This window comes from Trichococcus sp. ES5, from assembly GCF_900067165.1.
Lineage (GTDB): Bacteria > Bacillota > Bacilli > Lactobacillales > Aerococcaceae > Trichococcus > Trichococcus flocculiformis.
In genome coordinates this window covers 24,081-38,832 of sequence record NZ_FJND01000001.1, presented here as the reverse complement: position 1 = coordinate 38,832, position 14,752 = coordinate 24,081, and the positions used below count along the sequence as shown (strand labels likewise).

Sequence of the window (14,752 nt, the reverse complement as noted above, 5' to 3'; positions counted from 1 at the left end):
GCAAAATGAATGAAGCTTACCTACTTATCCTGAAAATAAGGTTGCTTACAATTTTGTTCGTGTGCTATGATGGCGTAGTGAATTCATTAAATTTTAATTAAATTAGAATGATGAAACATGTCATTATTTATTTTTGGAGGTAACTTATGGATAAAGCATTAATTTTTATGGCGATGGCCGGCTACATGTCGATCATCATCGGCATCGGCTTCTATTACTACAAGCGATCGAACGAAAGCTCGGATAATTTCTTCCTGGGGGGACGCAGTCTGGGTCCTTGGGTCGCCGCAATCAGTGCGGGAGCTTCGGACATGAGCGGTTGGCTCTTGATGGGGCTTCCGGGTGTGGCTTATTGGTCAGGTTTGTCCGATGCATTCTGGACAGCCATCGGTTTGGCGGCTGGGACAGCGTTGAACTGGATCATCGTCTCGAAACGTTTGCGGCACTATTCCGAATCAGCGCGGGCAATCACGCTGCCGGAATTCTTCAGCAATCGATTCCATGAGGACAAGCGCGTTATTTTGACGGTATCATCGACGTTCATTTTCGTCTTCTTTTCCGTCTATGCAGCCAGCTGTTTTGTGACGGTAGGCAGGCTCTTCGCAACCTTGTTCGAAGTGCCTTACATCCCTGTGATGATTGCCGGAGCGGTGTTCGTCGTGTTCTACACGTTCATCGGCGGATTTTTGGCGGAGAGTGTTTCCGACTTCATGCAGGGCATCATCATGATTGCGGCTTTGGCTGTTGTTTTGGTCGGAGGCGTCGTGCATGCCGGGGGTCCAGGAGCGGTCATCGATAATCTGAGAGGCATCCCCGGGTTTTTGGATTTCTTCGGTATCGCTACACCGACACTGGTCGATGGCGTGCAACAGGCTGACGGCGCGATGGCTGACTTTGGTCCGGCCGGGAAATATGGGCTGATCACAATCGCATCCAGCATGGCTTGGGGTCTCGGCTATTTTGGTATGCCGCAAGTGCTGTTGCGCTTTATGGCTATCCGTTCTGCTGAAGATATCAAACAATCACGCCGCATTGGTATCATTTGGTCGACCCTTTCATTAACAGCTGCGGTCCTGATCGGTCTGATCGGGCGCGCGATGTTCCCGATGGCGTTGACGACAGCATCAACTTCGGAAACGATTTTTATCGAAATGGCGACACTGTTATTCCCGCCGCTATTGGCCGGAATCGTCATGTCTGGCATTTTGGCTGCGACGATCAGTTCCGCGGATTCTTATCTGCTGATTGCCGCAAGTGCTTTTTCGAAAAATATCTACAAAGGCGTTCTGCGCAAGGATGCTTCCGATCAGCAAATCATGGCGATGACGCGGATGATTTTGATCGTATTGGCGATCGTCGGAATCATCATCGCTTTGGATGAGAACTCTGTCATCTTCACAATCGTATCCTTCGCCTGGGCGGGCTTCGGTGCGACATTCGGACCGTTGATGCTGTTCTCCTTGTTCTGGAAAAAAACAACACGTCAAGGCGCTATCGCTGGGATGTTAACAGGCGGAATCGCTGTTTTCATCTGGAAACTTCTGATTAAACCAATCGGCGGCGTATTCGGCATCTACGAACTGTTGCCGGCATTCATCCTTTCTTGTGTGGCGATCGTGATTTTCTCCTTGATCGGTGAAAAACCGTCCGCTGCGATGGAAGAGGAGTTCGAAATGGTGAAAAGCCAGTCGAAAGCCTAACACACATGCTAAGCAAAAAAAACAATCCATTTTGGATTGTTTTTTTTGATGCGCTTGACTATCGGGCGAAGGCATGACCCAATATTCAAGCCTGTCCTCCGGTGAACCGGATGTTCAGCGGAGGACAGCGCGAAATGTTAACGCAACTCCGGCAAGCTGGCCCTCGCCGGAGCGTGACGGCAAATTCATCCTGAACTCCGACTAAGCACCCGTTCACCGGAGAAGGGGATGTAATCTTAATTTCAACCTATCCGAATAAACTAAACTCTGGATCTGAAGAATTTCAGCTTTTTTGTGGATGATCGTGAACAACTGTCAAATCATTGTTCGGAAATACCAACTGAAAAAAATTTTAGTTTTCTTTCCAAAATCATTGACATATACGTTGTATTTGTATAGAATTTAGCTTGCATAAATTGAATATCTCTTATTAATAGCCGTTGAGACGAGGGGTCGAAGATACGGTGGCAAACCAATCAATCTAATTTTATTTTCAAGGATTGATATTGGGTGCCCAACCTGAGCGTAGGATTATCCAAGTCCTATGAGCAATAAGAGGAAAAGCAGCTGATAGATATCGAAGCTTTCCTTTGGTTGGAGAGCTTTTTTTATGCCCATTTTTTATATCAAAGGGGGAAATCTATTTGGCTGAAAAGGTTTTATTCAATTCAGACACTTATTTGGACGGTCATTCCGACAAAATTACTTACCAAATTTCTAACGTTAAAGCAAAAAATATTACACATATCAAAATGCCGCTTTTCGAAGCGCTTGTTAAATATGCGAAACAGGACGTTACACCTTTCGATGTCCCTGGACATAAAATGGGTGCGCAGATGACACCATTCAAAATGGCGGTCGGTGATATGACAATGCAGATGGATGTCAACTCCATGAAAGAATTGGACTTGTTGAGCCATCCGCAATCCGTCATAAAAGAAGCACAGGAATTGGCTGCAAAAGCATACAATGCCGATCAGGCCTTTTTCTTGGTTAACGGTACGACTGTAGGCATCCAAGCGATGATCATGAGCGTAGTGGGGCCGAACGATTCGATCTTGGTTCCCCGCAACTGCCATAAGTCAGTGATGAGCGGGTTGATTTTGAGCGGCGCAAAGCCAATCTTCATCCAGCCCGAAATGGATTTGGCCTTCGGAATTTCACACGGTATCTCCGTGGAACGCATCATCAAAGGCTTGGATGAAAATCCTAAAGCGAAAGCTCTTTTGGTCACTTATCCGACTTATTTCGGATCTTTGAACGATCTGGAGACGATCTGTGATATCGCACATGAACGCGGTGTTGTGGTCATCGTCGACAGCGCGCACGGCGCGCATTTGCCGTTCATGCCCGGAAAAATGAAGGATCCAATGAAAGCCGGAGCCGATGCGGTGACGTATTCCATGCATAAAACTGGCGGATCCTTGACGCAGAGTTCCTTAATGGTGATGCAAGGGGACCGCATTTCCGCAACAAAATTACAAAAAGTGCTGAACATGCTGCAATCGACCAGCGCGAACTACTTGTTGATGAGTTCCATCGATGCCGCACGCAGCGAATTGGCGATGTACGGAAAAGACCGCTACAAAAAACTGCGTCCGATCGTCAGTGAAGCGATTGAAGCAATCGAAGCATTCGGCGACTATGAAGTATTGAAATCCGACTACATCAAAGACAAATTCGACCAAACGTATGACTGGACCAAATTGGTGATCCGTGTCAATGACATCGGACTGACAGGCTTTGAAGTCTACACGATCTTGAAGCAAGAGTACGGCATCCAAATGGAGTTGGCTGAAGGCTATGTCGTGATGGCTGTCATCAGCACGGCCGATACGCGGGAATCAATCGGACGTCTGGTTGATGCCTTGATGGACATCCGCAGGCGCTACAAAAAAGCGAGTCAACATTTCGATGCACACGTGATGACGTGCAGTATCAACGCATTGGCATGCAGTCCGCGTGATGCCTTTTATGCCGACAATGAAGTGGTCGGCATCGACGACGCGATCGGCCGCATCAGTGCCGACTCGATCATGATCTACCCGCCAGGAATTCCGTTGATCATCCCTGGTGAAGTGATCTCCGAAGCGGTCGTGCAACACTACCACTACTATAATGAGACACTGGGCAACGTTCTGACCGAGGAAAAAATGCCTCATCAGATCAAAGTCCTGAAAGATTAAACAATCAAATCAACCATCAAATAGCATACAGTTGGAGGACGGCAGACAGTGAGAAATAATATGAACATCCAGACTTTTATCGGCTGCGAATCTTCTTTTGAAGAAGCATCCACCGTATTATTCGGGATTCCATTCGACGGAACGACCAGTTTCAGGCCAGGCACGCGCTTTGCGATGCAGGCGATCCGCCAAGATTCATTTGGCTTGGAAAGTTATTCTCCTTATTTGGATCGCGATCTTGAAGAAGAGGCCATCCATGATGGCGGAGATCTGGATCTACCTTTCGGCAACACAGAGCGCGTCTTGAGTGATATCGCAACCTACACAAAAGAAGTATTGGATAATGGCAAGAAATTTTTGATGGTCGGCGGCGAGCACCTCGTCAGCCTGCCCACCATCGAGGCTGCTTATGAAAAATATCCGGATCTGCATGTCATCCATATCGATGCCCATACAGATCTGCGTGAAGACTACATGGGCGAACCGTTTTCGCATGCTTCGGTCATCCGCCGTTGCTTCGATTTCCTGGGAGACGGCCGCATTTTCCAATTCGGTATCCGCTCCGGTTTGAAGGAAGAGTTCGAATGGGCGAAAGAGCATACTTATATGGAGAAATTCACCATCGATACGTTGCCGCAGATCGTGCAGCAATTGAAGGATGTTCCCGTTTATGTGACAATCGATCTGGACGTTTTGGATCCTGGTACTTTCCCGGGAACCGGCACACCTGAGCCAGGCGGCATCACCTACAAGGAATTGTTGGCGGGTATCGCTGCTTTGCAGGACTTGAATCAGATCGTTGCAGCCGACGTCGTCGAACTTTCACCGCAATACGATCCTTCAGGCGCTTCTACTGCTATGGCCTGCAAGACTGTCAGAGAAATGCTTTTGACGCTTACTAAATAAAAGAATCGATTATTGGACCTTGGACATAACCAAGGTCTTTTATTTGCCCTGATTTCCGAATGAAAATATTTACATTAAATTGTAATGAAAATTCCCGAATCTCACGTAGGTATGTAAGGAAAAGTATCACTAACTTTTCATATCCTTATGCTAGTGAAATCCTGTTATAGCGAATGTTTTTCTAGAAGTTAATATTGTTACTATCAAAAAAAATATGCAACTAATTGTGAAAAAATGAATGAAAATGGATTGTAATTAAATGAGAGTTTGATTATAATATCAGAATAACAAAATAGAAAGTAGGGACGCCGAAATGAATAGTTACACTCCTCCAAAAAAGCAAGGAATGTATGATCCCGCCTACGAGCATGATGCATGCGGTATGGGATTTGTCGTTGACATCAATGGTAAGGGTTCTTATAAATTAGTCTCTGACGCGTTGGATTTATTGGAAAACATGGAGCATAGAGGTGCTTCCGGCGCTGATGCCAAAACAGGTGACGGAGCAGGTATCATGGTGCAGATTCCACATCATTTTTTCAGCAGGGAGTGCGACGTCCTCGGAATCCATTTGCCTAAAAAAGGCGACTATGGTGTAGGGATGCTCTTTGCCCATAAGTATGAAGATTTGCGTCACGAACAAATGAGAATGGTGGAAGAGATCATTACTTCCGAAGGCCAAAAAGTGCTGGGCTGGCGTGAGGTTCCGATCGACAGTTCGGAAATCGGTGCGACTGCTAAAGCTGCCATTCCGAGGTTTATCCAGGTCTTCATCGGTAAAGGAGAACCTCAAATGACGGAAATGGATTTCGAACGCAAATTATTCATCATCCGCAAACTATCCGAAAAACAAATCGTTCCGATGAGCGAAAAAAGAGGCGGATCGTTCTATTTTGCCAGTTTATCTTCGAAAACGATCGTCTACAAAGGGATGTTGACTGCAGAACAATTACGCAGTTTCTATCTTGATCTTACGGATCTGGACTTCACATCCGCTTTGGCGATGGTCCATTCCCGTTTCAGTACGAATACCTTTCCGAGCTGGGAAAGAGCCCATCCCAACCGGTACTTGATCCATAATGGCGAAATCAACACAATCCGCGGCAACATAAACTGGATGCGTGCCCGTCAAGGCAGCATGTCCCAGGATTTGCTGGATGCCAGTGAAAAAATCTACCCGATCGTTGATGAAACAGGGAGTGATTCTTCCCAATTCGACAACAATCTGGAATTCTTGTATCTGAACGGCCGCTCATTGCCGGAAGCCGTCATGATGATGGTTCCTGAGCCTTGGGAAAAGAACAAAACAATGTCTAAATCCAAAAAAGATTTTTATAAATTCAACAACTTTTTGATGGAACCATGGGATGGACCTGCAGCAATGGGCTTCACGGATGGGGAAATCGTCGGAGCGGTATTGGACAGAAACGGTTTGCGTCCGTCCCGTTACTATGTGACGAAAGATGATCGCGTCATCCTTTCATCCGAAGTGGGTGTCGTAGATGTGCGTCCGGAAGATGTCGCCTATAAGGGCCGTCTGGAACCAGGTAAGATGCTGTTGATCGATACGAAGCAGAAACGCATCATCTCGGATGAGGAAATCAAAGAAACGGTCGCGGCTAAACAACCTTATGGAGAATGGGCTGAAAAGCACATTTCCAAAATGAAGGACCTTGCGCCTGCTCCATTGAACGAAATTGTCGAGCCTGAAGAATTGCTGCACCAGCAGAAAGCTTTCGGTTATACGTTTGAGGATATCCAATTATTGATCAAACCGATGGCTGTTACGGGAACTGATTCAGTCGGCGCCATGGGGATCGATTCTCCGTTGGCAGTCTTATCAGACAGACCGCAGATGCTGTATCTATACTTCAAACAGTTATTTGCGCAAGTTACGAATCCTCCGATTGACGGTATCCGCGAGGAAATCGTTACTTCCGATACCATGCTTGTCGGAAATTGCGGGAATTTATTGGATCCGGATAATGCAGACACGCATGCCATCTACTTGGATAGCCCGATTTTGACGGACTCCGAACTGGCGAAAATCAAAGCGCTGCAGGACGATAAATTCAAAACTGTCACGCTTTCTCTTTTATATCGTGTCGAAGACGATGCGAAGGGGATGGAAAAAGCTTTGGAACGTCTGTTCAGTGCAGCGGACAAAGCCATTGCTTCCGGCGCCAACATTCTGGTCCTTTCCGACCGTGGTGTGAACGCTGAATGGGCTGCCATTCCGGCTTTATTGGCTGTTTCCGGCCTGCATCATCATTTGGTCCGCGAAGAGACACGCACGAACGTCGGCCTTGTGCTGGAATCCGGAGAACCAAGAGAAGTGCATCACTTCTGTACATTGGTCGGATACGGCTGTAATGCGGTCAATCCATACTTGACTTACGCGACCATCCGCGATCTTGCTGAAGAAGATCTGCTGGACGGACTGGATGCTGAAGCAGCGGAAGCGAATTACATCCACGCGGCTGTCCATGGTATGTCCAAAGTACTGACGAAAATGGGTATTTCAACAATGCGCAGTTATCACGGTGCACAAATTTTTGAAGCACTGGGAGTCAACAGCGAAGTTGTCGCTAAATATTTCACAGGCACGCCGACCCGTATTGAAGGTATCGGACTGCAGGAAATCGCCACTGAAAACAGAATGCGTCATGGCAGTGCTTATAAAGCTACAGCGCCTTACAGCGAAACGTTGGGAGTGGGCGGTCATTTCCAATACTCGGCCATGGGTGAAGAACACTTGTACAATCCGAGCACAATCTACCGTCTGCAGCAGGCGACTCGTCAAGGAGACTATGAGCAATACAAAGAGTTCTCCCGCGAAATCAATGCGGACACGAACGCCTACACGCTGCGTCAACTGATGCAATTCAAGCCGAATGCTCAAGATGCGATTCCGATCGAAGAAGTCGAATCGGCTGAAAGCATCGTGAAACGCTTCAAGACCGGAGCGATGTCTTACGGTTCGATCAGTATCGAAGCGCACCAAACCTTAGCGATCGCTATGAACCGTCTCGGCGGGATGAGCAATTCTGGTGAGGGTGGAGAAGATCCGCGCCGTTTCGAATTGGATGAAAACGGAGATTCCCGCAACAGTGCCATCAAGCAAGTTGCTTCCGGACGTTTCGGCGTTACGAGCCACTACTTGGTGAATGCGAAGGAAATTCAGATCAAGATGGCCCAAGGTGCAAAACCGGGTGAAGGTGGACAATTGCCAGGACCGAAAGTTTATCCTGAAATCGCCAAAACACGTGGTTCCATCGCAGGTGTAGGCTTGATTTCACCGCCTCCGCATCATGATATCTACTCTATCGAAGACTTGAAAGAATTGATTTTTGACTTGAAAAATGCCAATCGTGATGCGCGCATCAACGTGAAATTGGTTTCTGAAGCCGGCGTCGGTACGATCGCTGCCGGTGTTGCGAAAGCAAATGCCGATACGATCCTGATCAGCGGGTATGATGGCGGTACAGGTGCAGCACCAAGAACCAGCATCCGTAATACCGGCTTGCCGTGGGAACTGGGCTTGGCTGAAGCGCACCAAACATTGGTGTTGAACAAGTTGCGTGACCGTGTCCGCGTCGAAACGGATGGTAAATTATTGACTGGTCGCGATGTTGCTATCGCGTGTATGTTGGGTGCCGAAGAATTCGGCTTTGCGACGACACCGCTAGTGGCTATCGGCTGCATCATGATGCGCGTCTGCCACCTGAATACATGTCCAGTGGGTATCGCAACGCAGGATGAAACATTGCGCAAAAACTTCCAAGGCAAACCGGAATACGTCGTGAATTTCATGATGTTCGTTGCCGAAGAATTGCGTGAAATCATGGCGAAATTAGGCTTCCGTACGATCAATGAAATGGTTGGACGCAGCGATAAGCTGAAGATGAAAGAAAATGTCAAGCATTGGAAAGCGAAAACAGTCGATCTGTCCAGCATATTGTACCAACCCTATGCAGCACCGAATGTCGGCAGATACAACATGACGGAGCAAGACCATGAGCTGGAGAAAACACTGGATATGCGCCGCCTGTTGAGAATCGTGAAACCGGCAATTGATGCTAAGAAACGCATCGTTGCGAAATCAGCCATCAAAAACATCGACCGTGTTGTCGGAACCATCATCGGCAGCGAAATATCGAAAAAATACGGTGCTGAAGGCTTACCGGAAGATACGATCCAATTGACATTCGTGGGATCGGCAGGACAAAGTTTCGGCGCATTCATTCCGAAAGGGATGACATTGACGCTGGAAGGCGATTCGAACGACTATATCGGTAAAGGCTTATCCGGTGGTAAAATCATCGTACGCGTACCGAATGAGGCTACCTACGCACCTGAAGAGAACATCATCACTGGTAACGTTGCTTTCTATGGCGCAACCAGCGGTAAAGCATTCATCAACGGCATTGCTGGAGAACGGTTCTGTGTCCGGAACAGCGGAGTGGATGCAGTCGTTGAAGGGATCGGCGACCACGGGTGTGAATACATGACCGGCGGAACGGTTCTGATCATCGGTAAAACCGGACGCAACTTCGCTGCCGGAATGTCCGGCGGGGTAGCTTATATCCTTGATTTCGATGAAAACAACCTGAATATGGAAATGGTCAGCGCAACGACAGATTTGAATGATACAGAGCATGACACAATCAAGCGCATGCTGCAGGAGCATATGATCTTTACGGGAAGTCCTAAAGCCCAAAATATTTTGGCTAACTGGGATCAAATGAAATCCCGCTTCACGAAGGTCATCTCCAACGACTACAAGTTCATCCTGGAGAACATCGAAATAGCCAACCAGAGGGGCATCACCGGTGAAGACGCAATGCGTTATGCCTTTGATGAGCGCTATAAACCAGTGACGACAAACTAAGGAGGAGGGATAAGATGGGAAAAATTACTGGATTTAAGGAATATAGCCGTTCCAATTATGAAAAGATTTCTCCGGAAGTCCGTATCAAAAATTGGGGCGAAATGCGTGAAGAAACATCCGAAGAAAAAATTCGCACACAAGCGGCCCGTTGTATGAGTTGTGGCATTCCCTTCTGTTCGGCAGGCATCATGCTGCCGAACGGTGCTTCCGGTTGCCCGCTGCACAATCTCATCCCCGAGTGGAATGACATGGTGTATCGCGGTCAATGGCAAGAAGCTTACGAACGTTTATCCTTGACCAATCCATTTCCGGAATTTACAGGACGTGTCTGTCCTGCTCCTTGCGAAGGATCTTGTACAGTCGGGCTAATCGGTGAACCCGTCACGATCAGCAGCATCGAATACGAAATCATCGAACATGCTTTCCAGAATGGTTGGGTAAAACCGGCTAAAGCTCCGGCTACCGGCAAACGCGTTGCGGTTGTCGGCTCAGGTCCTGCCGGCCTTGCGACTGCGCACTACTTGACTTCAGTCGGCCATGCGGTCACTGTCTTCGAAAGAAGCGACCGTCCGGGTGGTTTGTTGATGTACGGTATCCCGAACATGAAATTGGACAAGGATATCATCCAAAGAAGATTGGACATCCTGGAAGAAGCTGGCGTTACGTTTGTCTGCAACACTGAAATCGGCAAAGACATCGCAGCTCAGGAATTGGTTGATACCTATGATGCAGTCGTTCTTTGCGGCGGTGCAACCCGCGCGCGCGGCATCAATGTCGAAGGCAATGATGCAAAAGGCGTACACATGGCCATGGACTTCCTGACCGCGAACACACAAAATATCCTTGCAGGCGAACCGCAGGAAAGCAAAATCACCGCCAAAGACAAACACGTCATCGTTATCGGTGGCGGGGATACCGGGACCGACTGTGTCGGTACGTCCATCCGTCACGGCGCGAAGAGCGTGCATCAATTCGAAATTATGCCGCAAGCTCCGGACAAACGTGATGCAAACACGAACCCATGGCCAGAATGGCCTAAAAAGCTGAAAACAGATTACGGCCAAGAAGAAGCAATCTATTTGACCGGCTCCGATCCGCGCAACTATGAGATCAATACGACCAAAATCGAAAAGAATGAAGCCGGCGAAGTTACGGCTGTCCATACTGTCCAGATCGAATGGAAACGTGATGCTTTAGGCAGAATGAATCCAGTACCCGTCGAAGGAACAGAAAAAGTCTGGAAAGCGGACTTAGTCTTGTTGGCGATGGGCTTCACCGGTCCTGAAGATACGATTCCGGATGAGTTGACTTTGAAACGCGATCTGCGCAGCAATATCCAAGCAGCAGAGACCGACTACAAAACGAACGTGGAAAAAGTCTTTACATGTGGTGACATGCGCCGAGGACAAAGCTTAGTTGTCTGGGCTTTGCAAGAAGGGAAACTAGCCGCAGGCGAAGTGGACCGTTTCTTGTCAGGCGACACAGCCATCTATTGATATTAGTTGGAAAAACCGAAGCAACGGGGAATCGTTGCTTCGGTTTTTTTGCGGATTTGGTACAGCGGGAGAGTTGTGTGCCTTGCTCCGGCGAGGGTGCTGTACCCGGAGATGAAAAAAGAAAAATAGTTGCCAACTCCGGCGAACCCGCCTTCGCCGGAGAAAGACCAAGAATAATGCCGTCAACTCCGGCCAGCCAACGCTTGCAGGAGTTGACGCCTTCCCGGAGTGCTGTCCTCCGGCGAAGCCACATTCGAACGCAAACTCGAACAGGAGCCTAAAACTGTTGGGGCGGCCCGCATAATTCCATATATTGAATTCCGAAATATAACTCAAAAAAATGGTATAATAACAACAAATCCTTAAGTAATCTAAGAGGGAAAAATTTGCAGGAAAAGAAAGGGTGTCAAGTTGTGAAAAATTGGAAAAGTGTGGCGATTGCCTATGGCCTACCCGCAGTCGTTCTTCTAGGATATTGGTATTCGGCGTTGACCCCGGTGTCGATCCAGTCGCCGGAGTTTTGGACGAATATGTTTTTGTATTTGGTCGCAAGTGCAGCATTGATGAACGTCTTGGATCGGTCGAAAGCCGATAAAGTCAATAAAATTTCTGGAGCCATCATCGGAATCAGCGTTGTTTTCATCATTGGCGGGATGCTTTTTGGTTCCCAAATTTTCAGGGCCAAAGATTACGCCAGCCTGATTACGCATACGGATGGCAATTTTGAGGAGGACCTGACCATCACGGATCCTTCGCAGATCCCGACGATCGACCGCGATATGGCGGAGCGTCTGGGAAGCCGTAAGCTTGGCGAAGTCCTCAACTTGGTTTCGCAATTCGACGTCAGCACGGAATACACACAGATCGCTTATAAAGGCGATTCGGTCCGTGTTTCGCCATTGGAATATGTCAGTTTTTTCCGTTGGTTGAACAACCGCGCAGACGGCATTCCACATTATGTGACCGTCGATATGGTGACGGGAGATTCTGATTTGGTGGATCTGGAAAAGACCATCCATTATTCCCATTCCGGCTTTTTCGGGGATGACATCACCCGACATATCTTTTTCAACTATCCGACCGTGATGTTCGAAAACCCGGTCTTTGAATTGGATGAAGAGGGCAACCCGTATTACATCGCGCCCATCGTTGAAAAGAAATTCAGCTTCATGGGACCCAAAGAAGTCGTCGGCGTGTTCGTCGTGGATGCTTCCTCTGGTGACATCACGCGCTACAGCGTCGCAGATGTGCCGGATTGGGTAGATCGCGTGTTCCCGGCGAATATGGTGATGACGCAGATCAATTACAACGGGCAATACCAAGGCGGTTTCCTGAACAGCGTCATCAGCAAGAAGGGTGTCATCCAAAATGCGAATGGCTACAACTACATCGTGCTCAATGACGATCTGTACCTGTACACGGGGTTGACTTCCGTGGCGGCGGATGAATCAAATATCGGCTTTGTGCTGGTCAATTCCAGGACCAAGGAATCGAAACGCTACAACATCAGCACAGCGACCGAATGGAGTGCCATGGAGAGCGCCCAGGGATCCGTGCAGGAAAAAGGCTACATCAGCACATTCCCGCTTTTGTTCAATATGGAAAACAAGCCAGTCTATCAGTTATCCTTGAAAGATGATGCCGGCTTGATCAAAATGTACGCCTTTGTGAATGCGACCAACTACCAGAAAGTCGGGACCGGTAATTCGTTGGCTGCCGCATGGAGCGCCTATACCGGTGGCGTCGTGAGCGCAACGGACGACGCGGATGAGGAATCGGAAGAGGTCGTCGAGACGGAAACCATCAGCGGTGCCATCACTGCAATGGAATCAGTCGTCATCGACGGCGAAACGACCTATTACTTCACGCTGGAGGGCGATGCAGAAACCATCTATATAGCTAAAGTATCCATCGACAAGCAGTTGCCGTTCATCAAAGCCGGCGACAGCGTGACAATAGAAGTAGACGGCGCCCGCGTCGTATCCATCATCAAACAATAACAAATTGGAAGAAGGGTCTGCCTCGTTTGAAGGTGGGCTCTTTTTTGTTGTACCGGAAATGCAAAAAATTGACGGAACAAGGGCTGTTGTTGCATAGTAAAGATAAGAATGCATGCGAAAGGAAGCGCTGCGCTATGGCAAACAAAGTGACCCATCCAATACTGTTTCAAGGCGATCTGAAAAAGCAAGTACCCTATTTTGAAGGGTGGTATTTCAAGAGTGTTTCGGCTGATGAAAAAACCGTCCTCAGTCTGATTCCGGGAATATCCCTTACCGCTGAAGATCCACATTGTTTCATCCAATATTCCTATGTCCACGTCGGAGAAGCGCCCGGAAAAGAGTTGCGGACCGGCTACATCCGCTACCTCTTGTCTGCGTTTCAATACAACCAAACGCCATTTGTGCTTAAAGTTGGAAATAGCGTCTTTTCGGAAACGCTCGTCAGCGTCCATCTGGAAGAGGACGATTTCCGGATGGAAGGCATCCTGAAATTAGGGCCGTTCCAGGCAATCAAACGGACACCGCTATCGCCATCCATTATGGGTTTCTTTGCCTATATCCCGAACATGGAATGCTATCACGGCGTTATCAGCATGAATCATGCCGTTGACGGAACAGTGGCTTTCGGAACCAAAGCTTGTGATTTTACAGGCGGAAAAGGCTACCTTGAAAAGGACTGGGGAACGTCTTTTCCGGAGGAGTATGTCTGGATCCAGTGCAACCATTTCCGGGATGAGGGGACGAGCCTCTTCTTCTCGGTGGCGAAAATTCCTTATCGGGGATCCTCGTTTGAAGGGTTCATTTGCAACTTTATCGTGGATGGGATCGAATATCGTTTTGCGACCTATAACCGCAGCAAATTCACTTTAGGTTTGTTGACCGATGATCGCATCGAGATCGAAGTTTCACATGCATCCGCATCCCTCACCATTTGTGCGGAGGTGCTCCACGGCGGGGCGTTGATGGCGCCGACCAGGCAGGGTATGGACAAGTTGATCAAAGAAGGGCTTTCCGGCATCGTTACAGTCGATTTCACCGATCAGAAAACTGGAAAAATTTACCACGATGTCGGAAATGTTTCCGGCATCGAAGTAGTACGTTGAACATTTGAAAGAGTGGGAGGGAAAGGAAATGAGTCAAAATTTGTTCACTTACCGTATCCAGACGAGCGGAAAGCAATCATTGACGAACATTGATGTCTATCTCGAGGACGCATTGACAAAAAGCGGCGTGAAGGACGGCATCTTGGTTGTCTTCTGTCCGCATACGACAGCTGCCATCACGATCAACGAGAACGCGGATCCGGATGTGCAGAAGGACATGAATTGGGGCTATACGGACACCTTTCCGAATAAGGGAAGCTACAGACATAGCGAAGGCAACTCCGACGCCCACATCAAATCCTCTCTGACGGGTGTCAGCGAAACGATCATTGTGACGGAAGGACGGATGCTGTTGGGGACTTGGCAAAGCATCTATTTCTGGGACTATGATGGACCGCGTAACCGTAAATTTCACGTGAAGATCATCGCTGGATAAATGTTTGATGTGCAGCTTGAGCATGTTGTTTCGA

Annotated in this window: 8 protein-coding genes; all 8 read left to right on the top strand. The window is 48.2% G+C overall.

What is annotated here, in order from left to right; genetic code table 11:
* The first annotated feature begins 146 nt into the window (after positions 1-146).
* The 8 genes from TES5_RS00130 (at position 147) to TES5_RS00095 (ending at position 14,718) form a co-directional block, all read left to right on the top strand.
* Positions 147-1,700 (top strand): sodium/proline symporter, encoded by a 1,554-nt coding sequence (locus TES5_RS00130; RefSeq protein ID WP_068558466.1) that lies wholly within the window; start codon positions 147-149, stop codon positions 1,698-1,700.
* A 644-nt stretch (positions 1,701-2,344) separates the two neighbouring features.
* Positions 2,345-3,886: an aminotransferase class I/II-fold pyridoxal phosphate-dependent enzyme gene (locus tag TES5_RS00125; RefSeq protein WP_198143269.1), complete on the top strand. Its 1,542-nt coding sequence runs from the start codon at positions 2,345-2,347 to the stop codon at positions 3,884-3,886.
* 48 nt (positions 3,887-3,934) lie between these two features.
* A complete protein-coding gene (gene speB, locus TES5_RS00120; protein WP_232309246.1) occupies positions 3,935-4,792 on the top strand; it encodes an agmatinase in 858 nt (285 codons plus the stop codon).
* Positions 4,793-5,105: 313 nt separating this feature from the next.
* On the top strand, positions 5,106-9,683 hold the full coding sequence (gene gltB / locus TES5_RS00115; protein WP_068558462.1) for a glutamate synthase large subunit: 4,578 nt from the start codon (positions 5,106-5,108) through the stop codon (positions 9,681-9,683).
* 14 nt (positions 9,684-9,697) lie between these two features.
* Positions 9,698-11,179: a glutamate synthase subunit beta gene (locus TES5_RS00110; protein ID WP_068558461.1), complete on the top strand. Its 1,482-nt coding sequence runs from the start codon at positions 9,698-9,700 to the stop codon at positions 11,177-11,179.
* A 413-nt stretch (positions 11,180-11,592) separates the two neighbouring features.
* Complete coding sequence (locus TES5_RS00105; protein WP_068559291.1) at positions 11,593-13,179, top strand: hypothetical protein; 1,587 nt, start codon at positions 11,593-11,595, stop codon at positions 13,177-13,179.
* Positions 13,180-13,313: 134 nt separating this feature from the next.
* Positions 13,314-14,282 (top strand): tocopherol cyclase family protein, encoded by a 969-nt coding sequence (locus tag TES5_RS00100; RefSeq protein WP_068559289.1) that lies wholly within the window; start codon positions 13,314-13,316, stop codon positions 14,280-14,282.
* A 28-nt stretch (positions 14,283-14,310) separates the two neighbouring features.
* Positions 14,311-14,718, top strand: a complete 408-nt coding sequence (locus tag TES5_RS00095; RefSeq protein WP_068558460.1) for a secondary thiamine-phosphate synthase enzyme YjbQ — start codon at positions 14,311-14,313, stop codon at positions 14,716-14,718.
* Positions 14,719-14,752 lie beyond the last annotated feature (34 nt).